Here is a 19,164-nt window from a genome sequence, read left to right as displayed (position 1 = left end):
CAAAGGTGAGAGTTACATGCCGGTAATTAAAGTACGTGAAAACGAGCCGTTCGACGTTGCACTGCGTCGCTTCAAACGTTCATGCGAGAAAGCAGGTGTTCTGGCTGAAGTTCGTCGTCGTGAGTTCTATGAAAAACCAACGACCGAACGTAAGCGCGCTAAAGCTTCTGCTGTGAAACGTCACGCGAAGAAACTGGCTCGCGAAAACGCACGCCGTACTCGTCTGTACTAATCAGTTGAGGGCCTCAGCCCTCAATGACAGACAGAGTTGTAGTCGTAAGGCCGTGCTTCCGGAAGGAATGCGCGGCTTGTTTTCGTTTATGAGTTACTAAAATTTTTGGGGCATATGGCCGGACGAATCCCACGCGTATTCATCAATGACCTGCTAGCCAGAACCGACATCGTCGATCTCATCGACGCGCGGGTAAAGCTGAAAAAGCAGGGCAAGAACTACCATGCGTGCTGTCCTTTCCATAACGAAAAAACCCCCTCCTTCACCGTTAACGGTGAAAAGCAGTTTTACCATTGCTTCGGCTGTGGTGCTCACGGTAATGCTGTCGATTTTTTAATGAACTACGACAAGCTCGAGTTCGTTGAAACCGTCGAAGAGCTGGCGGCGATGCACAACCTTGAAGTGCCGTATGAAGCAGGCAGTGGGCCAAGCCAGATCGAGCGCCATCAACGGCAAACGCTGTACCAACTGATGGATGGTCTGAACTCGTTTTATCAACAGTCTCTTAAGCACGCTGCTGCTGAGCCTGCGCGTCAGTACCTGACAGCGCGCGGACTGAGTGACGATGTGATTGCGCGTTTCGCTATTGGTTACGCCCCGCCCGGCTGGGACAACGTGTTAAAGCGTTTTGGCGGCAATAGCGAAGATCGTAAGTCTCTTATCGATGCCGGCATGCTGGTCACCAATGACCAGGGACGAAGCTACGACCGCTTCCGCGAACGGGTGATGTTCCCGATCCGCGACAAGCGTGGCCGGGTGATTGGTTTTGGTGGTCGCGTGCTGGGTGATGCCCTGCCGAAGTACCTCAACTCCCCGGAGACCGATATTTTTCATAAAGGCCGCCAGCTTTACGGTCTTTATGAGGCGCTGAAGGATAACGCGGAACCTCCGCGCCTTCTGGTCGTCGAAGGCTATATGGATGTCGTCGCGCTGGCGCAGTACGACATCAACTATGCGGTTGCATCTCTGGGCACCTCGACCACAGCCGATCACATTCAGCTGCTGTACAGGGTGACTAACAATGTCATCTGCTGTTACGACGGTGACCGTGCAGGGCGCGACGCCGCCTGGCGTGCGCTGGAAACCGCACTGCCTTATATGACCGACGGGCGTCAGTTACGCTTTATGTTCCTGCCCGACGGTGAAGACCCGGATACGCTGGTGCGTAAAGAGGGCAAAGCGGCGTTTGAAGCGCGGATGGAGCAGGCTCAGCCGCTCTCCACGTTTTTGTTTAACAGCCTGATGCCGCAGGTCGATTTGAGTACCCCTGACGGGCGCGCGCAGCTCAGCACGCTGGCGCTGCCGTTAATCAGTCAGGTGCCCGGCGAAACGCTGCGCATCTATCTGCGTCAGGAGCTAGGCAACAAGCTCGGCATTCTGGATGACAGTCAGCTTGAACGTTTAATGCCTAAACAGTCTGAAAACGGTGCGGTTCGTCCCGCGCCTCAGCTAAAACGCACAACCATGCGTATACTGATAGGGTTACTGGTTCAAAACCCCGAACTTGCTCCGCAAGTGCCATCACTGGCGGGTTTGAACCACGAAAAATTGCCCGGGCTTGGCTTATTTTCAGAATTGGTCAACACTTGTTTGTCTCAGCCAGGTCTGACCACCGGACAACTTTTAGAACATTATCGCGGCACAAAAGAGGCTGCTACCCTTGAAAAACTGTCGATGTGGGACGATATAGCAGATAAGGACATTGCAGAAAAAACGTTCACCGACTCACTCAACCATATGTTTGATTCGATGCTTGAGCTGCGCCAGGAAGAATTGATAGCTCGCGAGCGCACACACGGCTTAAGCAGCGAAGAACGCCGGGAACTCTGGATGCTGAACCAGGAGCTGGCAAAAAAATGAATTCAACGGCTTAAGTGCCGAATATCGATCGGGAAGCCCCCGGCAGCCGCACTGAGAGGCAGCGGCACAAATATAAGTACGCCCTCGCTTTAAAGGTTGGCAGCCCCATCGCCGACACCAATCAAACGAATTAAGTGTGGATACCGTCTTATGGAGCAAAACCCGCAGTCACAGCTGAAACTTCTTGTCCAACGCGGTAAGGAGCAAGGCTATCTGACCTATGCCGAGGTCAATGACCATCTGCCGGAAGATATCGTCGATTCAGATCAAATCGAAGACATCATCCAAATGATCAATGACATGGGTATTCAGGTGATGGAAGAAGCACCTGATGCCGATGATCTGTTGCTGGCTGAAACCTCCAACAACACTGACGAAGATGCGGAAGAAGCTGCTGCACAGGTCCTGTCCAGCGTGGAATCTGAAATCGGGCGTACCACTGACCCGGTCCGCATGTACATGCGCGAAATGGGTACCGTTGAACTGTTGACCCGCGAAGGCGAAATTGACATCGCGAAACGCATCGAAGACGGGATCAACCAGGTTCAGTGCTCTGTTGCCGAATACCCTGAAGCGATCACCTATCTGCTGGAGCAGTACGATCGTGTTGAAGCGGAAGAAGCGCGCCTGTCTGACCTGATCACCGGTTTTGTCGACCCGAACGCTGAAGAAGATATGGCACCGACCGCCACTCACGTGGGTTCTGAACTGTCTCAGGAAGAGATGGATGATGACGAAGACGAAGATGAGGAAGATGCCGACGACGACACCGCCGATGATGACAACAGCATCGACCCGGAACTGGCGCGCGAGAAGTTTGCCGAGCTGCGTACCCAGTACGAAGTCACGCGTGACACCATCAAAGCAAAAGGTCGCAGCCACGCAGCCGCACAGGAAGAGATCCTGAAACTGTCTGAAGTCTTCAAACAGTTCCGTCTGGTGCCTAAACAGTTCGACTACCTGGTTAACAGCATGCGCGTGATGATGGATCGCGTACGTACCCAGGAACGCATCATCATGAAACTGTGCGTTGAGCAGTGCAAAATGCCGAAGAAGAACTTCATCACCCTCTTCACCGGCAACGAAACCAGCGAAACCTGGTTCAACGCGGCTATCGCGATGAACAAGCCGTGGTCTGAAAAACTGCATGACGTGAAAGAAGACGTGTTCCGCGGCCTGCAGAAACTGCATCAGATTGAAGAAGAGACCGGCCTGACCATTGAGCAGGTTAAAGACATCAACCGTCGTATGTCCATCGGTGAAGCGAAAGCCCGCCGTGCGAAGAAAGAGATGGTTGAAGCGAACCTGCGTCTGGTTATCTCTATCGCCAAGAAGTACACCAACCGTGGCCTGCAGTTCCTGGATCTGATTCAGGAAGGCAACATCGGTCTGATGAAAGCGGTTGATAAGTTTGAATACCGTCGTGGTTATAAGTTCTCCACCTATGCTACCTGGTGGATCCGTCAGGCTATCACCCGCTCTATCGCGGATCAGGCGCGCACCATCCGTATTCCGGTGCATATGATTGAGACCATCAACAAGCTCAACCGTATCTCCCGCCAGATGCTGCAGGAGATGGGCCGCGAGCCAACGCCGGAAGAGCTGGCTGAGCGCATGCTGATGCCGGAAGACAAGATCCGTAAAGTGCTGAAGATCGCCAAAGAGCCAATCTCCATGGAAACACCAATCGGTGATGATGAAGATTCGCATCTGGGTGATTTCATCGAGGATACCACCCTCGAGCTGCCGCTGGACTCTGCGACGACCGAGAGCCTGCGTGCTGCAACGCACGACGTTCTGGCTGGCCTGACCGCCCGTGAAGCAAAAGTGCTGCGTATGCGTTTCGGTATCGATATGAACACCGACCATACTCTGGAAGAAGTGGGTAAACAGTTCGACGTTACCCGCGAACGTATCCGTCAGATCGAAGCGAAGGCGCTGCGTAAACTGCGCCATCCAAGCCGCTCTGAAGTACTGCGTAGCTTCCTGGACGATTAATCGATCCTGTCAGTGAAAAAGCTCCCCAAAGGGAGCTTTTTTTTTGCATTTTCTCCGCCCCTCAGGAACAAGGAAACACCGCCCTACAGCCCACGCACAACAAGGGCCTCATCCAGTTCCCGATACGCCTCCACCAGCTTATCCAGCGTTGCCCTGTTAAGCCCGCTCGGGTTTGGCAGCACCCACACCTGCGTGACGCCAATGGTGATGGCCTGTTTGCCCCACTGCGCACCGCGCTGACTGAACGCCTGTTCGTAAGCCTGCTTACCCAGGATTGCCAGCGCTGCCGGCTGATAATCTTCAATCTTCTTAATCAGCTCCCGCCCACCGCTGCGCAGTTCATGCAGGTTCACCTCACTCGCCTGTACCGTGGGCCGCTCAACCAGCATGGTAATCCCGCAGCGCGTATCCAGCAGGTGCTGCTCCTCTTCAGGCTTCAGTAGCCTGTCGGTAAACCCGGCCTGATAGATAACCTTCCAGAAGCGATTCCCCGGATGGGCAAAGTGAAAACCGGTGTGCGCCGAGGACTTCCCAGGGTTAATCCCGCAAAACACCACCCGCAAGCCCGGGGCCAGAATATCGTTGATCATCTCTACTCCCTTTGATACATCCTTATGGAAGTATAAAGGATTGATTATGCATTGTTTATAAAAACAGCAGGCAGGTGTGAATGGCTGGATTGCTGAAGGGAGTTCCTCTATAATTCACCGCCACGGCCCCTTAGCTCAGTGGTTAGAGCAGGCGACTCATAATCGCTTGGTCGCTGGTTCAAGTCCAGCAGGGGCCACCAAATTTAAGCAGTAAATACATACAGTTAGGCCACTCTCACGAGTGGCCTTTTTGTTTATTCAAATCTCATTGGCAGCAAAATGGCAGCAGGAATTTCATAAAAAAACCCGCCAGCAGCGGGTTAGTACGAAAGTTGTTGCTGCAAACCCTTCGGATGCGGAGGTGCAGAACTGATTTTTTGAGGGCGACAAACAGACCTGACGAACGTTTCATGAGTAACAAAAGTGTGCCCGCATTCAATGTTTGTGCACTGGTTATAACGCTCTTTGGTTTGGCGGGAAACTTCAAAGCTGCTGCGTGTATGTGCGGCCTGACCACACAATGGACAATTCATCATTTTAGACTTTTCCCCACTTTTGCTGTAATCGCAATAATGATACAACATAATTCCATTTTGTGAAGTAATCATTCCATTTCGAGATCGTCAATTTTCACCTCAAAATCAATGCTGGTTGTGAAACCACTTTCAGCGCTGACCGTATGCGTGAGCGTGGTGATCGTCCATTCCGCTTCATCAATGGGCTGCTTAAAACCGCTTACCTTCACTGGCATTTCCGTGTAGAGATCGGCCCGGCCCTCTGCCAGTTGCATGGAGAAGGACGCCACACCACGCTGCAGGCGTTCCCACTGCATTTTAGCTGCCCGTTCAGCGTTGGCCCGGTTGGCATAGGTCCGGTTCAGTACCAGCACGTTTTCATCCGTGCCGACCAGATAATCTCCCTGCTTTGCCTCCGGCTCCTTTGTTGTCGTGGTTTTCTTCCGACGCTTAACGCTTGTGGTTTCCTTCTTTGCTGGCTCCCGCGTATGCAGCCAGCTGGCGATAACGCCCGTATAGGCTCCACGATCTGCCAGGCTGAAACGGTGACTGTCCCCGGCCTTGCGGGTGAGGGTGATTACCGGCAGTGGCTTTCCGCTGGCAGTTCTGCCCTGCCCCTGGCGGATAAACAGCAGATGCCCGTCCTTCACAGAGGCAATGGCCCCAAACTGTCGCGCCAGCTTCATCAAAAAACTTGCGTCGCTTTCGTTGGTCTGGTCCAGGTGATCCAGTGGCTTATCGGTCAGGTCTTTGCCCAGGGCCATTGTAAGATTGTGGCGGGCGGCAATATCTTTCACCACGTCGCCCACCGTGGTCTGATGCCAGGATTTCTCCCGCCGGGTGTTCAGGGTTTCCCGGAAGTCAGCACTGCGGGCGCGGATGGTCAGTCTGTCCGGCGCGCCTGCGTGTTCAATTTCATCCACCGTGAAGCTCCCCTTCGGGAAAAGTGGCTGGCCCTTCCAGCCCAGCGCCAGGGTGATCACCGCCCCGCGTCGGGGCAGCACAATCTGCCCGTCCGCGTCGTCCAGTTCCAGATCGAGCTGGTCAGCGTCAAAACCCCGGTTGTCCGTCAGAGTCAGGCTCATCAGGCGCTTATCCAGCACCTCCGTCACGTTCTTACCCTCAATCACGATACTGAAAGCGGGCGTTTTGTTGCTCAGGTCCAGCTGTTCCGAGCTGATATTCATTACAGCAGCCCTCCAACGGTACTGGTGATATTCCTGATGGCTGACGCGGCAGAGTCCTGCAGGTTGCTCAGCTGGTCGCTGAGGCTGCCGAACATTTCAGACAGGGATTCATCCACCCGCTTGAGAGTCAGTGAAAACTCAATCCGGCGCGCCTCACCTCCGTCGAAAAACTCCGTTTTAGTCTGGCTCAGGCTCTCGATCACAAACATGCCGTAGATCGTGCCGCTGCCCTCAATCAGGGGCCAAGCCTTGCCCAGCTCCGCCATCTGCTCCAGCGCCAGCAGGGACAGCCTGCCGCCCGTGATTTCAGGCAGCAGGACGCCGGAAAGCGTCAGTGGATCATTGTCCGGACCCAGAAACTGCGTTGAAGGTCGGCGGCTCACCCGGCTGTTGGTCGCATAACGCCAGCTGCGCTGATACTGCAGCTCCTGGTAAGGCACGGTGCGCAGCTGAAAAACATATAACCCCAGCACCATCATCATGATTCATATCCCCCCTGATCGCTGTAGTTGCTGCGGGCTTTCGCCCTGGCGCGGCGTTCCCGTTCGTCCAGCTGCCTTGCCACCTCGCGGGCAATGTCCTGCACGCTTTGCCCCGGCTGGGCGACAATATGAATGGGCGCGTTGATTTCGTAGCGCACAGATGGCGGCTGGCTGGCGGCTTTCTCCTGGGGGGCGCGATACGTCGCGGCTGGCAGGCTCATTGGATGGAGTGGTGCAGCCTCTGCAAGTATTGCGGCGGTGCCCATCATTCCGGCAACGACTGATGCCAGCGCTGCCGTACGCCTTCGGCTGGTCACATTCGCCGGACCGTTAACAATCTCCGGGCCATTCTCCCCGACAATGCCAAACTGACCGCGCGGGATAGCTCCGCCCCTGTCATACATCCCGGCAAACGGAACCGCTGCAGCAGCTGCGCCGCCGACCACCTGCACCTGCGTTTTTCCCGGTGCTTTATTATTTCCGGTCATCCAGTCCGGCAGGTAATCGGTCACAGAGGACAGCTTGCTTTTTAGCGTCTCCCACTTCGCATTGATGCCGCTCAGAATGCTGTCAATAATGGCGCCGCTCATCTCCTGGAACTTTGCCGGGAGGGCGGCGACGTCAGCCAGAATCGCAGCCCATTTATCACTGATGGTTTGCCGGACAGTGGTCCATGCCTCAGACACTCCAGCCTTAATGGCATCCCAGTTTTTCGCAATCAGGCCTGGCAGTGTAAAGTTGAAGAACAGAAACTTAATACCCTCCCAGGCGACGCTCACCGCCTGCTTAATCCAGGCCCAGGCGGCATCCGTGGCAGCGCAAACCGCATCCCACATGGCCTTGAATTTCGGCCCCAGCGTGTCCCAGTTCTGCCAGATTAGAATCGCCCCCATGGCAATCAGCCCGATCACCGCCAGGATAGGGTTTGCCATCATCAGGCGGCCCAGCCACATAATCCCGCTCCCGACACCACTGATGGCTTTTGTGATCAGACCAAATGCACTGCCACCCTTAATGCCCAGGATGGAAAACTGCAGGCGCATCAGCGCCAGCGGCCCCAACACAGCAGCGATTGCCAGCATCACAGTGCCCAGCACCACCGCAATAGACGCCAGCGCAGCCACCACTTTAAGCAGCCCGCCTGCCAGCTTCGGGTTTTCTTCCACCCAGCGGCGGAATGAGCCAGTGACCTGCTTCACCGTGTTCATTATTGCCATCAGTGGCTCCCGCAGTGTTTCGCCCAAGCTGCTAAACGTATTTTGCGCGCCTGTTTTGACCAGCAACCACTGCGCAGACAGGGAGTCTTTATTGATGTCAGATTCTTTCTGCATAGAGCCAGCAGCATCGCTGCCGGAGGTGAGCTTGAGCTGGCGCTGCAGCTCCGGCAGGTTGTTGGCAAGTTTCGCCGCATCATCACCAAACTCCTTGCCAAAAATCAGCGTCATCGCGCCCAGGCGTTTGTCTTTCGGCAGGTTGTTGACCTTCTCCAGCACGCGCTGAATGGTGCCCATTGCATCCTGGGTCATCTCTTTTTCAATCTGTGCCGGGTTCAGCTTCAGCAAATCCATACCTGCAAAAAAGCTTTTGCTCTGCATGGTGGCAATGGACAGCTCACGCACCATGGCATTTGCCGCACTGGCAGCCACTTCCGGCGCGGTGCCGAGGGAAAGGAACGTGGAGCCGAGCGCCGCAGCCTTGCGATAATCCAGACGGTCAGCCACGCCACCCATACGCTGCAGGACGTCGATAATGTCCCCGCCCTTTGACATGGCGTTATCGTCCAGATAGTTCAGCGCATCGCCCAACTGCTCAATGTTGCGGGTCGGGACTTTGTAGAGTTGGGCAATTTTACCCAGGCTTTCGGAAAGTTCATCTGCCGGAAGTTCAAACGCTGTGGACGCTTTCGCCGCCGTGGCAGCGAAGGCCAGCAGATCACGCTTTTGGTCAGCCCAGGAGTCATTGAGGTTTGCCACGTTCATGCGTGCGCCGCCCTCGACCAGCGCGGCAAAGTCCACCGCGCCGTTTTCCATCGGCAGCTGCTCGCTGGCGGCCTTGATGGCGTCCTGCATTTCATAGAACCGGGCGGTACGGTTGCCGTTATCATCGCGCAGGCCATTAACCTGTTTCGCCACCCCTTTCATGGCATCTTCCATGCTGGCGTAGCTTTTCACGGCAGCCATTACCGGCGCGCCCATCCCTACCCCGGCGGCAGTGGTCGCCGCCCCGGCCCCGGCAATCCGATCACGAACCTCCAGACGGCGGGAATAGTCCGCACGGGCAGCGTGCATTTTCCGCTGCTGCTCCCCTAACCGTTTTAGCCTCGCCTCCTGCACAGACAGCTGGCTATTGTAGCGTTCCGTTTCACGGGTAATTCTGGCGGTGGCGCTCGCCCCCTCCTTTGCAGAAATGCCCGTCCGGTAAAGCTCAGCACGAACCAGCGCACTCTGGCGCTGCAGTTTTTGCTGTTTTTCTTCCAGCCGTTGCACCGCCAGCCGCTGACGCTCCAGCGCAACAATCTGACGCTGCGACGGCGGCCCCATCGCGCCCAGCTCATTTCTCAACAAAGAAGAACGCTGGCGGGCGTAGCTCAGCCTGTCGCCCAGCTTCTGGCTTTCGGTCTGCAGTTTGCGGAAGTTGTCCAGGCTGCTTCCGGCCTGGTCGAGCTGTTTAATGGCGTCACGGGATTTTTTGACTGCGCAGGCCAGCTCTTTTGAGCTGGCCTGCGCATTCCGAAATGGGCGGGTGAGTTTATCAACCGCATTCAGTACCACCTGCAGGCGCAGGTTATTGTCACTCATCGCTGGCCCCGCTTCTCAGGATTGCTTTATGCCGCCACTCCAGCACCTCTGTCAGCGGCATAACGTCAGTGACGGACGGCGGCCAGTGAAAAATGGTGGCAATGTCTGCCACCAGATCATCAACCGTCAGGCTGTCGGCAAATCGGCAAGCACCGACTTCTTCAACAAAAAAGTGACCACCTCCACGGACATAGCGGTGAGGTCCGCCGGGTCCAGCTCAGCCATTTCCTGTGGGGTCAGCGTGGGGCTGGAGATACGCGGAATGATGGTCATCATCGCGCTCACATCCATATCCATAATGGCCTGCAGGCGGGTGCCACGTAGTGCACCGGATTGCGGCTTACGCAGCACCACCTCTTTGATTTCGCTTTTACCGCGCAGGATTGGCGTATCGAGCACCACGGTTTTTTCGTTTACTTTGTCGCTCATTTTCATGTCCTTACATCGAAAAACAGGGCGCGGAAGCCCGCGCCGTTAGGGGTTATCAGAGGCCGATGGCGCGACGGTGCGCCTCCATCAGGTCCACGCCGTCCACGATTTCAACCATATTGATCGTGTCGACCTCATAGAGCACTTCGCCGTTAATGGTCAGTTTGGCGTAGCTGTTGGTGCTGCTGACTTTGGTAGTGTTGCTCTCCCCGGTTTTCAGTTCGCCGGAATCAATTTCTTTATGACGTCCGCGCACAACCAGCTCCACGGCCCACACTTCTCCGGTGTCATCACGCTGGATGGACGCGGTAAAGCGCAACTGCACGCCGTCGGCGGTGGTTTTGGCGAGCTGCTTAAAGATCAGCGACTCCATCCCGCCAATAGAAAATTCCGTGTCCAGCGCGCCGTCATCCAGCCCCATGTCCACATCCACCGCGCCAGCCATGCCGCCGCCGCGATACTTCTCAAACTTGCGGGTGAATTTCGGCAGGGTCAGGGACTCAACGATCCCCTGCCAGTTGTTCCCGTCGTTGAACAGGTTCAGGTGTTTTAACTTACGTGGTAAAGCCATGATGCCCCCTTATGCGCTGACCTGGCTGGCAAAGTTCATCAGGTACTGGTCAGTGATGCGCTGGCGTAACAGCAGATTTTCCAGTGGTGGCACTGGCGTGTAGTCGTAATCGATCAGCAGCTTCCCGGCCTTGAGCGTGTCCTTATCGTTCACGGCCTCATCCAGCCAGCAGTCACCGCCGATGAGATAGCCCTGGCTCACCAGGCTGCGCATTTTGGCGCGGATACCTTCGATAATGTCGCGGGCCAGCGACGGGTTAAGCGGCTTATCCACCGCCCACATATGCGCCTCTGCCATGGTGTCAGCCAGCACCTGCGCCGTGCGGGTGTAGCTTTCAAACTGGAACAGCGGATCGTCGCTAAGGCTGCGGGAACCCCAGAAACGGAAGCCGTCTTTGCGGATAAGCGTGGTGACGTCGTTCTGGTTCAGCAGCCCCGCATCCGTTGCCGGGTCCTGCAGATCCCAGAACACATCCGCAGACAGTCCGGTGACACCGTTCACGCCGACGTTGGACAGGGTTTTGTGCCACCCGGTCTGTTCGTCAATTTTGGCGCGCAGGCCCAGGGCGCGGGCCGTGGCAAACGCGGTGGCATCGGCCTGCAGCACGGTGTCAAAGTTGATGAAATCAGGCCAGATCAGCATCCCCTCACGCTGGCTGAAGTTTTCACGATAGGTGATCGCTTCTTCCACAGTTTTGCAGCCGTAGGCGGACAGGTACGCAAACCCGCGCAGACTCTGCGCCACGCCCAGCAGTTCAGTCGCCACCGCCTGGTTGTCATGGCCCGGCACGCCGAGGATGCGCGGCTTAACGCCCAGCTGCGACTGCGCAGACAACAGCGCCTTGATACCCGTTTTTTTGCCGTCAGAGGTCACGCCGCCGATGATGTTGGTGGTGGTTTCCGCTTCGGTTTCGCCCTGTTCCACGAGGACAACCACGGTGACAGGTTTGGCCTGGTCGGCAATTGCATCAAGCGATCGGGCCAGCGTGCCGGACTCGCCCGCTTTGCCGCTGGCAGTCAGCACATCAGTCAGTAAGACAGGTTTATTGAGGGGAAACACAGACGGATCGGCGTCGTCCCCGGTACAGACCATTCCCACAATGGCGGTGCTCACCGTGGTAATGGTGCGGGTGCCCTCGTTGATTTCCTCAACGCGCACCCCGTGGTGGTAATCCTGAGCCATAAGGCATTTCTCCGGTTTACAGGGGTGCGTCTATGTTCTGGTGGTTGCGTGCGTGGCGCACGTGCAGGGCTTTGTGTGGTAGTTGGTACAATGTGAGGATGACGAGGATTGAAAATGCACGCCCATGACAAGTGGACGTGCTTCTCAGAATTTAGGCTGACGTTTTTAAGTTATTCTGTGCTTTGCTGGTCGATAAACGCTTACTCATCCTGATGATTGGCTTTTCAATACCGATATGGCAGAGCCAGGATAGAATCAGCAATAGCCCCAGCAGTCCGAGACCAGATAAAATAAGTTGTTGATCGGTCATTCCCGGCGTAACAATAAGTTTTCTGAAATAAAGAAACGAAACCCCATGCAGCAAATATAACGGATAGGATACATCGCCTAAGAATTTTAACAGTAGATGCAAAGGTTTAATGCTCTGCAAATCCCCAACAAGAAAAAACGCTGAACACAGCCCTAATATTAAAAGACTAAAAACGATCTTTGTCGAACTTGTAATAATATTAATCTGATCACCACTTGCGGGGTAACACACAAAGGCTATGAACAATAACAATGCAGCCAGGACTATTATTTTTCTTTTTTCCCCAACATGCGGCAAAAGCCATTTTGCGGCAAGCACCCCAAGGGAAAAGTAGTACACCTGATTCATTGGATCAATATAGATTGCCCATTGTTTAGAGAGTGTGGCCGTTGGGTCTATAAAATAAAATGCGCAATAAACGAGCAAAGCCGCTGATGCAGAAAGTAGCAAAACGGACAACATTTTATTATTTGCCATCAAAATAAAGATAGGGAACAGTAAGTAAAACACAACCTCATTGCCAATGGACCAGCCCCCCATAATCATATATTCGGTGGGATTAGTAAGACCGAAAATGAGAAATATATTCTGAAAATACTTCCAGCCATCTATAACAAAGCCGTTATAATACTGAAAACAAAAAACAGTATAAACAATGAGCGGAACCCAATATACCGGGGCGAGCCTTAAAAATCGCCGTAAGATAAATACTCCATACTGAGGGACGGTCCATTTATCTTTACGATGCGCAAGATAAAGTGCCATTCCACTGATAACATAAAATGCCGTCACAGCATAAATCCCCAGCCGCCCTAAAACAGTGCTGGAATCTGTCATGCCCCAAGTGGTGAACTGCGTCGAAAAGTGGTAAATCACAATACTCAGTGACATCAAACCACGTAAATAGTCAATTGATTGAATACGCATAACCAAGTCTCAAAATGCTCTATGCGCATAATCTACCAAACCAGAAGATGAATGCCCAACTTATGCCATCGGTTTATCTGGCCATAAGATATGCGGCGCGAGACTTACATCTACACGCCGAAGCATTACACGGTAAGCTTTCCATTTCAGAAGCAGTTCTTTTTCTGCTTCATTCGCCATTTTGAGATCGGCAGCATCCTGTAATGTATCAATAATCATGGTGCAGTCGGTTAGCAAAGCGCTTTTTGTCTGCTCTGCCTCCATCATGGCATCAACACCAGATTGCTCAGACTCTGCTGGCGGTGTAAAAAGCTGCCAATCACACAATTGTCAGAATTACAGGCAACGACTTCCATGCCAGCAGGGCAATCCCACTCTGACACCCCGTCCCATTGAATGGTATTGAGAACCAAGCCCGCACTATCAATGACCGCATAAAAATTCATCATGAGTACTCCCACACAACGACAATCCCATTTGCCCCACTGCCGCCTGCATATGCAACATCAGCCCCACCCGCTATCCAGCTTTTAGCACCAGAACCACCTGAGCCGTATGCAACAGCATTAGCCCCGGCTCCAGAACCTGTGCCAGATCCACCACCTGCGCCAAAAAAAGAGCGCCCGCCCATTCCCGTAACTCCACCTACTGCGTAAGCAGTGCTTAGTCGGATGGCAAAATAAAACGTCCCCGCATAACCGCTTGAGAAAAGATTAGCGCCCGTCACTGTTGGTGGTGTTGGCAAGGTTGACCCATCAATACCGATGACTGAAACGCTGGCCCCATCATTCATCCGGCCGCCACCATATCCCCCACCAGCAGAAAGAAGACTGCCAAATGAAGTCGTTCCGCCGCCGCCGCCATTGCCTCCAACAACACCTTTCCCTCCGGTTCCAATCGTCACGGAGTAACTGGCTCCCAGGCCAGTAAAAAGCAATTTACCATAACACCCCTCAGCCCCTCCCGATCCCAAACTCACATTCCCTGATGTGGTTGCAGAACTGCCACCACCTGCACCGCCACCTCCCTGCGCCTCAACAATGATCGTTTTTGTCCCTTTAGTCGGGGTATAAGTCCCCGAAGAGGTGAAAGTCTGGACATTCAGGAGGCGACCCAAAAACTTTTCATCCGATAAACTCAGAGCCGAGATCGCCGCTTGAACAAACGCCGTGGTGGCAAGCTGAGTAGTATTACTCCCTGCCGCTGCCGTCGGCGCTTTTGGCGTGCCGGTTAACGTCGGGCTGGCCTTTGGTGCATACTGCGTGTGAGGGTCAGCGGCAGCGATATGCTTTGCCATCTGGTCATCCACGTACAGCTTTAACTCCAGCACCTTGTCATCCACATACTTGCGGGTTGCCAGCACCACCGCCGGGTCAATTTTCAGGGTGATATTATCGGTGCTACTGGTGATCAGTACCATGCGCACCGTCTGTGTGCGCCCGCTGCCCTCTGCCAGCTGCGGCTTATAACTCTCCGGGCAGTTGCCAACGGCAATCAGCGCGCCTGTCTCATCGAACAGGCCAACCTCACGAATCCACCAACCGCCCTCCGTTTCGGGAATAACCTGCTCTGCAATAATCTGGCTGCTGTTCTGCGGGTCGATGTACAGCATATTGAGATCGGCACGGCGCTTTTCAGCAACCAGCGTCGTCTGCTGTGCGTTAGGTGTCGGCAGCACACCGCCGCCATCACCCACCGCCATTTTGGTAATTTTCAACGGCACGCCGAGCGCGGCGGCGCTTGCCAGTTTCGCCGCGCCGATTTCCGTCAGCAGGGTATAAAATTTTGCGCTCATGGGTTCACTCTCACTGTGTCAATAACATGTACCGCGCCGCCCTCATACAGGGCACCGCCGGAAACAATGGTTTCGTTGATGTACGGATAGATGGTGATTTCTTCCCCGATATAGGTCCCCGCCCCCACCCAATACGGGCCGCTGGTCTGCAGGTTGATGGACATGCCGATCAGGTGGCGGCTGCATGGCTTCGCATCGCAGATCAGGCGCTCCAGCTCCAGATATGTTTCCTCCGTGATGCCCTGGTCCTGCACGCCAATATCCAGCCTGAACGTGCCGGGGGCCTCATTGGTCTGCCACCACTCCAGGATGCGGATCAGAAAGCCGAATGGCTCCACCACACGGCGCACGGCGCTGGTTGTTCCTTTGCGCTGATGGACATAAAACGCATCCTGCACCACCCGGCGCTTAACGCTCTCCGTCCAGCTTTCGTCCCAGCGATCTACGGAAAACGCCCAGGCCAGATACGGCAGAAAACGGACCGGGCACGTCGCGGGGTTCCACAGGTCGCGCAGCGACACCTGCAGATCGGAAATACCGCTGCAGCTCTGCGCCAGGCGGCGCTCAAGCGCTGACGAACCCGGCGGCAACAGGCTATTCATCGGTTCCCCCGTTGGTCACACTCCACGCTGTGCAGGAGGCCGCCTGGGTTTTATCCAGCACCACATCATCCAGCGGGGAGGCCAGCTCAACGCGCTGCACCCCCTCAACATGCAGGGCAGCATAGATGGCGCTAAGGCGAATATCCCGCCCCAGGCGTGTCTGGCTGGCGATGTATTTCTGCAGACTGGCGCTGGCCTCTGCCATTACCGGCTCCGCCTCCGGCCCCGGATAAATAAAGATCGTGGCAAACACGCTGTACGGGATGATTTCAGCGCTGCGTACCGTCAGACGGTCAGCCACAGGGCGCACGCTCTCGCTGTTCAGCGCCTTATCAACCACCGCCAGCAGATCAGCGCCTGCCGTGCCGTCCCCCTCACGACTCAGGACGGTAAGCACCACCTCCGCCGGGGCCGGGCTGGTTGCGCTGGCATCCGCCACGCGCCCGTCCGCACTTTTGGCATGAAACTCATAAGCCGCTATTGGCCCGGCGACAGACAGCCCTTCAAAGGCTTCCGGGATACGCGGGCGCAGTTCTTCGTCAGACTCGTACACCGCCGGGACAGGTGGCACGGCGTTATCATCGGCAGGCGTCACAAGCAGGCGCTTCACATTGCAGTTGGCGGCGAGCTGCTCACGGGCCATTTTTGCCCGGCTGATGAGGTTATCCTGCTCCATTTCTCGCTGGACAGGATCGCGGGACTCATTGAAGAAATAACGCTCCCAAACCTCATCACTCAGTGCCTCACTACGCAGTTGCTCCTGCTCGTTGTCGGCAGCGTACAGAGTGATCAGGTTTGAAAGTGCTGAACCCGACGCTACTTCTGCCGGGTCAAGGTATGGATTAACTGCTTTTTTCGGGGCGCTCCAGGAAAAAATCCCGGCGGCCTCTTTTGAGCCGCCAGCCGTTTGTTGAGCCAAGGATACAGATTTGCTTGCCGTCACGCCCTAGCCTCATCAATTCCAGGGCAAACCCGTGCAAGGCAGGAATGAGTACGGCGAGATCGCAGCCCCCTGGATACAGCAATAATTTCCTCTGCGGACTTACGCTCCCCCGCGTCAACGCCCATGCTCCGCTTGGCCATGATGCCGTGAAGGTTGAAGTTGCGATAAAGCGAACGCGTCAGCGAGGTGTCACTGTTTGAAACGACAACCGGGTGCCCTTCTGATGAGCGGCACTCAAGAATTGAGGCCAGGTGATACTGGTCATCCTCGTTAAAGCCCGCAGTGTGATATGCAGTGAAAGTGCCGTCGTACGGTGGATCGCAGTAAACCACATCACCTGCCTGCAGCATTGCCAGTGTTTCGTCATAGCTGGCGCAGATGAACGTGGCCCGGCGGGCCTTTTCCGCAAAGGTGAGGATTTCAGCGTGAGGGAAATAGGGCTTTTTATAGTTACCAAACGGAACATTAAACTGCCCGCTCAAGTTGTAACGGCACAGCCCGCGATAACAATGACGATTCAAATATACAAACAGTGCCGCGCGCTCCAGCGCGGTCAGCGTCGTATCGGTATTGAATCGCAGGCGATGCTGGTAATAACTTTCAGCGTTATTGTCTTCACTGAAAAATACCAGCGCACATGCAATTAACGCCTCAGTGTGCTGCGCAACTTTCTGATAAAGGTTGATTAAGTCGGCGTTAATATCCGCGACAAGATAATGAGGATAGTCTGTCGCCATCATCACAGCGCAAGAACCTGCAAACGGCTCAACCAGTCGAGAACCGGCAGGCAGGTGCTGCATCAACTCAGGCATGACAGCGGTTTTATTGCCCGCCCATTTCAGGATGGTGCTCATACCGCACCTCTGTTGTAGTGCTTGCCTTTCAGTTCAGCGATTTCCTGACAAGTGATGCAGCACTGCACGCCCGGAATGGCGCGGCGGCGAGCTGGCGGGATCGGTGCATCGCAATCAATGCAGAGAACACGGGAAAAGCCCGGTACTTTGGCGCGGGCGTTGTGGATGTGGCGCTGGAGGTCTTCTTCCACGCGCTGCTGCACGAGGTCCATTGAATCAGCCATCAGTGGATCTCCTGCGCTTCGTTCTGGATGGTTTCAGCAGCGTTACGCAGCAGCTCTGCAGCTTCGGTGCCGTTGAGTTTGCCGCGAGTGATATGCACCGCCAGCTTTTCCAGATGAGCAGCAAATACATCAGCGCGTCCCCGGCGTTCTTCCATGCGCGCCGTAGTCAACATCAGATTAAGCCCGGCATCATCTGGTTCGGTTTTGGTGGTTAGGGTTTCAATATTTCGCATTGTGTTTCTCCTGAATTTGGGCAATAAGAAGCCCGGCGGGTTTACGCCATTAATTTCTGTTTTGGTTTAATTCGGCATGGTTAGCCGTTTTGGAAATAAGCTCACCACTGCACGAAAATGATTCATTGCCTTTATCAGCTCCCGCTTTTCGTCAGTCGTCAGCTCACTAATTTTGACGCCGTGACGCTCTGCCGGAATGTTAGCCATGAAAAATATGGCGGCTAATGCGCGCTTGTTCTGTTTATTATTTGCGTCCCGTGGGTCGCTCATTTCGTTAATAAACCGATCAAGCTCTGACTCAATGTTAATTCCAAATACCTTTGCCCTTAATTCCGCTATGTGGTTCAACCCTTCATAGCGTTCACCTGGGCTTATCGTGCGAGTCGCTGTAGCACCTTCAATAGCCATGGTTTCCCCTGTTTGATGGTTGACAGGTCAGCCAGCAATTCAGCCTGCGAGTGGCACGGGTGCCAACGCTTGCCATCTTTACCTGCAATCCAGCCATGGCCAAAGTGCATTCCTGGGCTTTTCTTAACAAGTATTGATGCAAATGACGGTTCGTTATTCAGCATAAGCACCTCAAATCAGACCAAATGAAGCGCCCAGACCCGTCACGGTATCAATCGCACTTGCCATTGCCGGGCTTGCCTGCAGCCTGGCGTGCATAGAAACAGCCGTCAGCGCCATCAAACGAGTAACAGAGTTGATGCTGTCGATCACCTGCCGACGGCTGGCGGTGGTTTGTGGCTCGCCAGAGACTGCGCTGGCAGCAACACGCCCGATCTCTGCTGTAGCATTCAGCACGTAATGCGGCATCTTCTCGCTTGCCACTTCGTTCAACGGGACACACGGCAGGCAGTGAATCTGTGCCAGAAAGCCATCAACTAGAGTTGAGTCCTCAGTGAGATCGGTAAGCAGCCAGATTTCCGGCGCGGTGAGCTGGTGCGGCTGTTCCGGGTTCAGCTTGTTGCGCAGTGTCTGAACGTTCATTTCTGCACGCTCTGCCAACTTTGCCATGTTGTGACGTAAAGCAAAGGCCCGGCAGGCTTCATTAAAGTGCGGATGTTTAGAAACGCGATAATCAAATATGTCGTAATTCCTTTTCTTATCTCAAAATGGAACTATCAAGCTTGCATTGCGATTTCACAGCCCTGGGCTGCTTCCATCGTCAAAGCGAACATGTTGATTTCGATGAGGCTGTTAACACCCGCTTTCTTTCTAATTGGCAGGCGGTTTTCACGGATCATCTGGCGGGCATAGCTTGGCTTATAGCCAGTACGACGGCAGAACTCATCCAGTGTGATGTAAGGCTCAGACACCACAAGATTGATGCTAGGGCGCATTGAAAAATTTCGATTCATGATGCACTATCTCTCGGTTTGACACCAAATCTTCACTATTTGGTGTTATTGAACGCTATACAACATATCAA

The 19,164-nt window shown here is 54.6% G+C and carries 25 protein-coding genes and 1 tRNA gene; 4 read left to right on the top strand and 22 right to left on the bottom strand.

The genetic code is table 11. From position 1 onward, the window contains the following. Positions 1-16 precede the first annotated feature (16 nt). From rpsU to rpoD, 3 genes are all read left to right on the top strand, one after another. Positions 17-232 (top strand): 30S ribosomal protein S21, encoded by a 216-nt coding sequence (gene rpsU / locus L466_RS17630; RefSeq protein ID WP_001144069.1) that lies wholly within the window; start codon positions 17-19, stop codon positions 230-232. A 114-nt stretch (positions 233-346) separates the two neighbouring features. Continuing rightward, entirely contained in the window at positions 347-2,092 is a 1,746-nt protein-coding gene (gene dnaG / locus L466_RS17635; protein WP_025202985.1) for a DNA primase, read from the top strand. A gap of 150 nt (positions 2,093-2,242) precedes the next feature. Then, positions 2,243-4,090: an RNA polymerase sigma factor RpoD gene (gene rpoD, locus L466_RS17640; RefSeq protein WP_020883616.1), complete on the top strand. Its 1,848-nt coding sequence runs from the start codon at positions 2,243-2,245 to the stop codon at positions 4,088-4,090. Between the two features lie 83 nt (positions 4,091-4,173). Here rpoD and mug read toward each other — a convergent pair whose 3' ends face one another. Then, positions 4,174-4,680, bottom strand: coding sequence for a G/U mismatch-specific DNA glycosylase (gene mug / locus L466_RS17645; RefSeq protein WP_025202984.1), 507 nt, complete (start codon positions 4,678-4,680; stop codon positions 4,174-4,176). A gap of 124 nt (positions 4,681-4,804) precedes the next feature. Here mug and L466_RS17650 point away from each other — a divergent pair. Next, a tRNA-Ile gene (locus tag L466_RS17650) sits at positions 4,805-4,880 on the top strand. A 120-nt stretch (positions 4,881-5,000) separates the two neighbouring features. Here L466_RS17650 and L466_RS22935 read toward each other — a convergent pair. The 21 genes from L466_RS22935 to L466_RS17730 all read right to left on the bottom strand — a co-directional run bounded on the left by L466_RS22935 (position 5,001) and on the right by L466_RS17730 (position 19,093). Continuing rightward, entirely contained in the window at positions 5,001-5,216 is a 216-nt protein-coding gene (locus L466_RS22935; RefSeq protein WP_032681944.1) for an ogr/Delta-like zinc finger family protein, read from the bottom strand. Positions 5,217-5,284: 68 nt separating this feature from the next. After that, complete coding sequence (locus tag L466_RS17655) at positions 5,285-6,382, bottom strand: phage late control D family protein (protein ID WP_032680260.1); 1,098 nt, start codon at positions 6,380-6,382, stop codon at positions 5,285-5,287. After that, a complete protein-coding gene (locus L466_RS17660) occupies positions 6,382-6,864 on the bottom strand; it encodes a phage tail protein (protein ID WP_032680258.1) in 483 nt (160 codons plus the stop codon). Before L466_RS17660 ends, L466_RS17655 begins: the two co-directional genes overlap by 1 nt. Then, positions 6,861-9,662 (bottom strand): phage tail tape measure protein, encoded by a 2,802-nt coding sequence (locus L466_RS17665; protein WP_032680257.1) that lies wholly within the window; start codon positions 9,660-9,662, stop codon positions 6,861-6,863. The genes L466_RS17660 and L466_RS17665 overlap by 4 nt, the downstream gene beginning before the upstream one ends. Next, a complete protein-coding gene (locus tag L466_RS0122295; RefSeq protein ID WP_032680256.1) occupies positions 9,655-9,774 on the bottom strand; it encodes a GpE family phage tail protein in 120 nt (39 codons plus the stop codon). The genes L466_RS17665 and L466_RS0122295 overlap by 8 nt, the downstream gene beginning before the upstream one ends. A 14-nt stretch (positions 9,775-9,788) precedes the next feature. Then, on the bottom strand, positions 9,789-10,091 hold the full coding sequence (locus tag L466_RS17670) for a phage tail assembly protein (protein WP_032680255.1): 303 nt from the start codon (positions 10,089-10,091) through the stop codon (positions 9,789-9,791). A gap of 55 nt (positions 10,092-10,146) precedes the next feature. Next, the gene (locus L466_RS17675) at positions 10,147-10,662 is read right to left on the bottom strand and encodes a phage major tail tube protein (RefSeq protein WP_032680254.1); all 516 of its coding nucleotides are present in this window, start codon (positions 10,660-10,662) and stop codon (positions 10,147-10,149) included. A 9-nt stretch (positions 10,663-10,671) separates the two neighbouring features. Further along, positions 10,672-11,844, bottom strand: a complete 1,173-nt coding sequence (locus tag L466_RS17680) for a phage tail sheath protein (protein WP_032680253.1) — start codon at positions 11,842-11,844, stop codon at positions 10,672-10,674. A 151-nt stretch (positions 11,845-11,995) separates the two neighbouring features. Continuing rightward, positions 11,996-13,081 (bottom strand): acyltransferase family protein, encoded by a 1,086-nt coding sequence (locus tag L466_RS17685; RefSeq protein ID WP_032680252.1) that lies wholly within the window; start codon positions 13,079-13,081, stop codon positions 11,996-11,998. Positions 13,082-13,141: 60 nt separating this feature from the next. Further along, the gene (locus tag L466_RS17690; RefSeq protein WP_071993095.1) at positions 13,142-13,348 is read right to left on the bottom strand and encodes a tail fiber assembly protein; all 207 of its coding nucleotides are present in this window, start codon (positions 13,346-13,348) and stop codon (positions 13,142-13,144) included. Then, positions 13,345-13,530 (bottom strand): hypothetical protein, encoded by a 186-nt coding sequence (locus L466_RS22740; RefSeq protein ID WP_050594862.1) that lies wholly within the window; start codon positions 13,528-13,530, stop codon positions 13,345-13,347. The genes L466_RS17690 and L466_RS22740 overlap by 4 nt, the downstream gene beginning before the upstream one ends. Next, positions 13,527-14,876 (bottom strand): phage tail protein, encoded by a 1,350-nt coding sequence (locus L466_RS17695; RefSeq protein WP_032680251.1) that lies wholly within the window; start codon positions 14,874-14,876, stop codon positions 13,527-13,529. The genes L466_RS22740 and L466_RS17695 overlap by 4 nt, the downstream gene beginning before the upstream one ends. Next, complete coding sequence (locus L466_RS17700; protein ID WP_032680249.1) at positions 14,873-15,478, bottom strand: phage tail protein I; 606 nt, start codon at positions 15,476-15,478, stop codon at positions 14,873-14,875. Before L466_RS17700 ends, L466_RS17695 begins: the two co-directional genes overlap by 4 nt. Next, positions 15,471-16,397 (bottom strand): baseplate assembly protein, encoded by a 927-nt coding sequence (locus L466_RS0122290; protein WP_369797144.1) that lies wholly within the window; start codon positions 16,395-16,397, stop codon positions 15,471-15,473. The genes L466_RS17700 and L466_RS0122290 overlap by 8 nt, the downstream gene beginning before the upstream one ends. Before the next feature lie 20 nt (positions 16,398-16,417). After that, the gene (locus L466_RS17705; RefSeq protein WP_081750640.1) at positions 16,418-17,275 is read right to left on the bottom strand and encodes a DNA adenine methylase; all 858 of its coding nucleotides are present in this window, start codon (positions 17,273-17,275) and stop codon (positions 16,418-16,420) included. Beyond that, positions 17,272-17,499 carry a TraR/DksA family transcriptional regulator gene (locus L466_RS17710; protein ID WP_032680248.1) on the bottom strand — a complete coding sequence of 76 codons (228 nt, stop codon included), beginning with the start codon at positions 17,497-17,499 and terminating at the stop codon, positions 17,272-17,274. The genes L466_RS17705 and L466_RS17710 overlap by 4 nt, the downstream gene beginning before the upstream one ends. Continuing rightward, positions 17,499-17,732: a DUF2732 family protein gene (locus L466_RS17715; RefSeq protein WP_032680246.1), complete on the bottom strand. Its 234-nt coding sequence runs from the start codon at positions 17,730-17,732 to the stop codon at positions 17,499-17,501. Before L466_RS17715 ends, L466_RS17710 begins: the two co-directional genes overlap by 1 nt. Positions 17,733-17,798: 66 nt before the next feature. Then, positions 17,799-18,140: a DUF5347 family protein gene (locus L466_RS17720; protein ID WP_032680244.1), complete on the bottom strand. Its 342-nt coding sequence runs from the start codon at positions 18,138-18,140 to the stop codon at positions 17,799-17,801. After that, on the bottom strand, positions 18,104-18,304 hold the full coding sequence (locus L466_RS22930; protein WP_071993118.1) for a phage filamentation protein Fil family protein: 201 nt from the start codon (positions 18,302-18,304) through the stop codon (positions 18,104-18,106). The genes L466_RS17720 and L466_RS22930 overlap by 37 nt, the downstream gene beginning before the upstream one ends. 7 nt (positions 18,305-18,311) lie before the next feature. Further along, positions 18,312-18,821, bottom strand: coding sequence for a phage regulatory CII family protein (locus tag L466_RS17725; RefSeq protein ID WP_032680242.1), 510 nt, complete (start codon positions 18,819-18,821; stop codon positions 18,312-18,314). A gap of 35 nt (positions 18,822-18,856) precedes the next feature. Continuing rightward, positions 18,857-19,093: a hypothetical protein gene (locus L466_RS17730; RefSeq protein WP_032680241.1), complete on the bottom strand. Its 237-nt coding sequence runs from the start codon at positions 19,091-19,093 to the stop codon at positions 18,857-18,859. Positions 19,094-19,164 lie beyond the last annotated feature (71 nt).

The sequence above is a fragment of the Enterobacter sp. BIDMC 30 genome, assembly GCF_000534355.1.
GTDB lineage: Bacteria > Pseudomonadota > Gammaproteobacteria > Enterobacterales > Enterobacteriaceae > Enterobacter > Enterobacter ludwigii.
Note: the sequence above shows the minus strand (reverse complement) of the source record. Positions and strands in the feature narration are given on the sequence as shown.

What these genes read in the sequence shown, in the direction of transcription:
- rpsU (WP_001144069.1), top strand. Translation starts at nt 17, where the DNA reads ATGCCGGTAATTAAAGTACGTGAAAACGAGCCGTTCGACGTTGCACTG.
- dnaG (WP_025202985.1), top strand. Translation starts at nt 347, where the DNA reads ATGGCCGGACGAATCCCACGCGTATTCATCAATGACCTGCTAGCCAGA.
- L466_RS17685 (WP_032680252.1), bottom strand. Translation starts at nt 13,081, where the DNA reads ATGCGTATTCAATCAATTGACTATTTACGTGGTTTGATGTCACTGAGT.
- L466_RS22930 (WP_071993118.1), bottom strand. Translation starts at nt 18,304, where the DNA reads ATGCTGAATAACGAACCGTCATTTGCATCAATACTTGTTAAGAAAAGC.
- rpoD (WP_020883616.1), top strand. Translation starts at nt 2,243, where the DNA reads ATGGAGCAAAACCCGCAGTCACAGCTGAAACTTCTTGTCCAACGCGGT.
- L466_RS17655 (WP_032680260.1), bottom strand. Translation starts at nt 6,382, where the DNA reads ATGAATATCAGCTCGGAACAGCTGGACCTGAGCAACAAAACGCCCGCT.
- L466_RS17705 (WP_081750640.1), bottom strand. Translation starts at nt 17,275, where the DNA reads ATGAGCACCATCCTGAAATGGGCGGGCAATAAAACCGCTGTCATGCCT.
- L466_RS17695 (WP_032680251.1), bottom strand. Translation starts at nt 14,876, where the DNA reads ATGAGCGCAAAATTTTATACCCTGCTGACGGAAATCGGCGCGGCGAAA.
- L466_RS17665 (WP_032680257.1), bottom strand. Translation starts at nt 9,662, where the DNA reads ATGAGTGACAATAACCTGCGCCTGCAGGTGGTACTGAATGCGGTTGAT.
- mug (WP_025202984.1), bottom strand. Translation starts at nt 4,680, where the DNA reads ATGATCAACGATATTCTGGCCCCGGGCTTGCGGGTGGTGTTTTGCGGG.
- L466_RS22740 (WP_050594862.1), bottom strand. Translation starts at nt 13,530, where the DNA reads ATGATGAATTTTTATGCGGTCATTGATAGTGCGGGCTTGGTTCTCAAT.
- L466_RS17660 (WP_032680258.1), bottom strand. Translation starts at nt 6,864, where the DNA reads ATGATGATGGTGCTGGGGTTATATGTTTTTCAGCTGCGCACCGTGCCT.
- L466_RS17670 (WP_032680255.1), bottom strand. Translation starts at nt 10,091, where the DNA reads ATGAGCGACAAAGTAAACGAAAAAACCGTGGTGCTCGATACGCCAATC.
- L466_RS22935 (WP_032681944.1), bottom strand. Translation starts at nt 5,216, where the DNA reads ATGATGAATTGTCCATTGTGTGGTCAGGCCGCACATACACGCAGCAGC.
- L466_RS17710 (WP_032680248.1), bottom strand. Translation starts at nt 17,499, where the DNA reads ATGGCTGATTCAATGGACCTCGTGCAGCAGCGCGTGGAAGAAGACCTC.
- L466_RS17675 (WP_032680254.1), bottom strand. Translation starts at nt 10,662, where the DNA reads ATGGCTTTACCACGTAAGTTAAAACACCTGAACCTGTTCAACGACGGG.
- L466_RS17690 (WP_071993095.1), bottom strand. Translation starts at nt 13,348, where the DNA reads ATGATGGAGGCAGAGCAGACAAAAAGCGCTTTGCTAACCGACTGCACC.
- L466_RS17730 (WP_032680241.1), bottom strand. Translation starts at nt 19,093, where the DNA reads ATGAATCGAAATTTTTCAATGCGCCCTAGCATCAATCTTGTGGTGTCT.
- L466_RS17715 (WP_032680246.1), bottom strand. Translation starts at nt 17,732, where the DNA reads ATGCGAAATATTGAAACCCTAACCACCAAAACCGAACCAGATGATGCC.
- L466_RS17720 (WP_032680244.1), bottom strand. Translation starts at nt 18,140, where the DNA reads ATGGCTATTGAAGGTGCTACAGCGACTCGCACGATAAGCCCAGGTGAA.
- L466_RS17680 (WP_032680253.1), bottom strand. Translation starts at nt 11,844, where the DNA reads ATGGCTCAGGATTACCACCACGGGGTGCGCGTTGAGGAAATCAACGAG.
- L466_RS17700 (WP_032680249.1), bottom strand. Translation starts at nt 15,478, where the DNA reads ATGAATAGCCTGTTGCCGCCGGGTTCGTCAGCGCTTGAGCGCCGCCTG.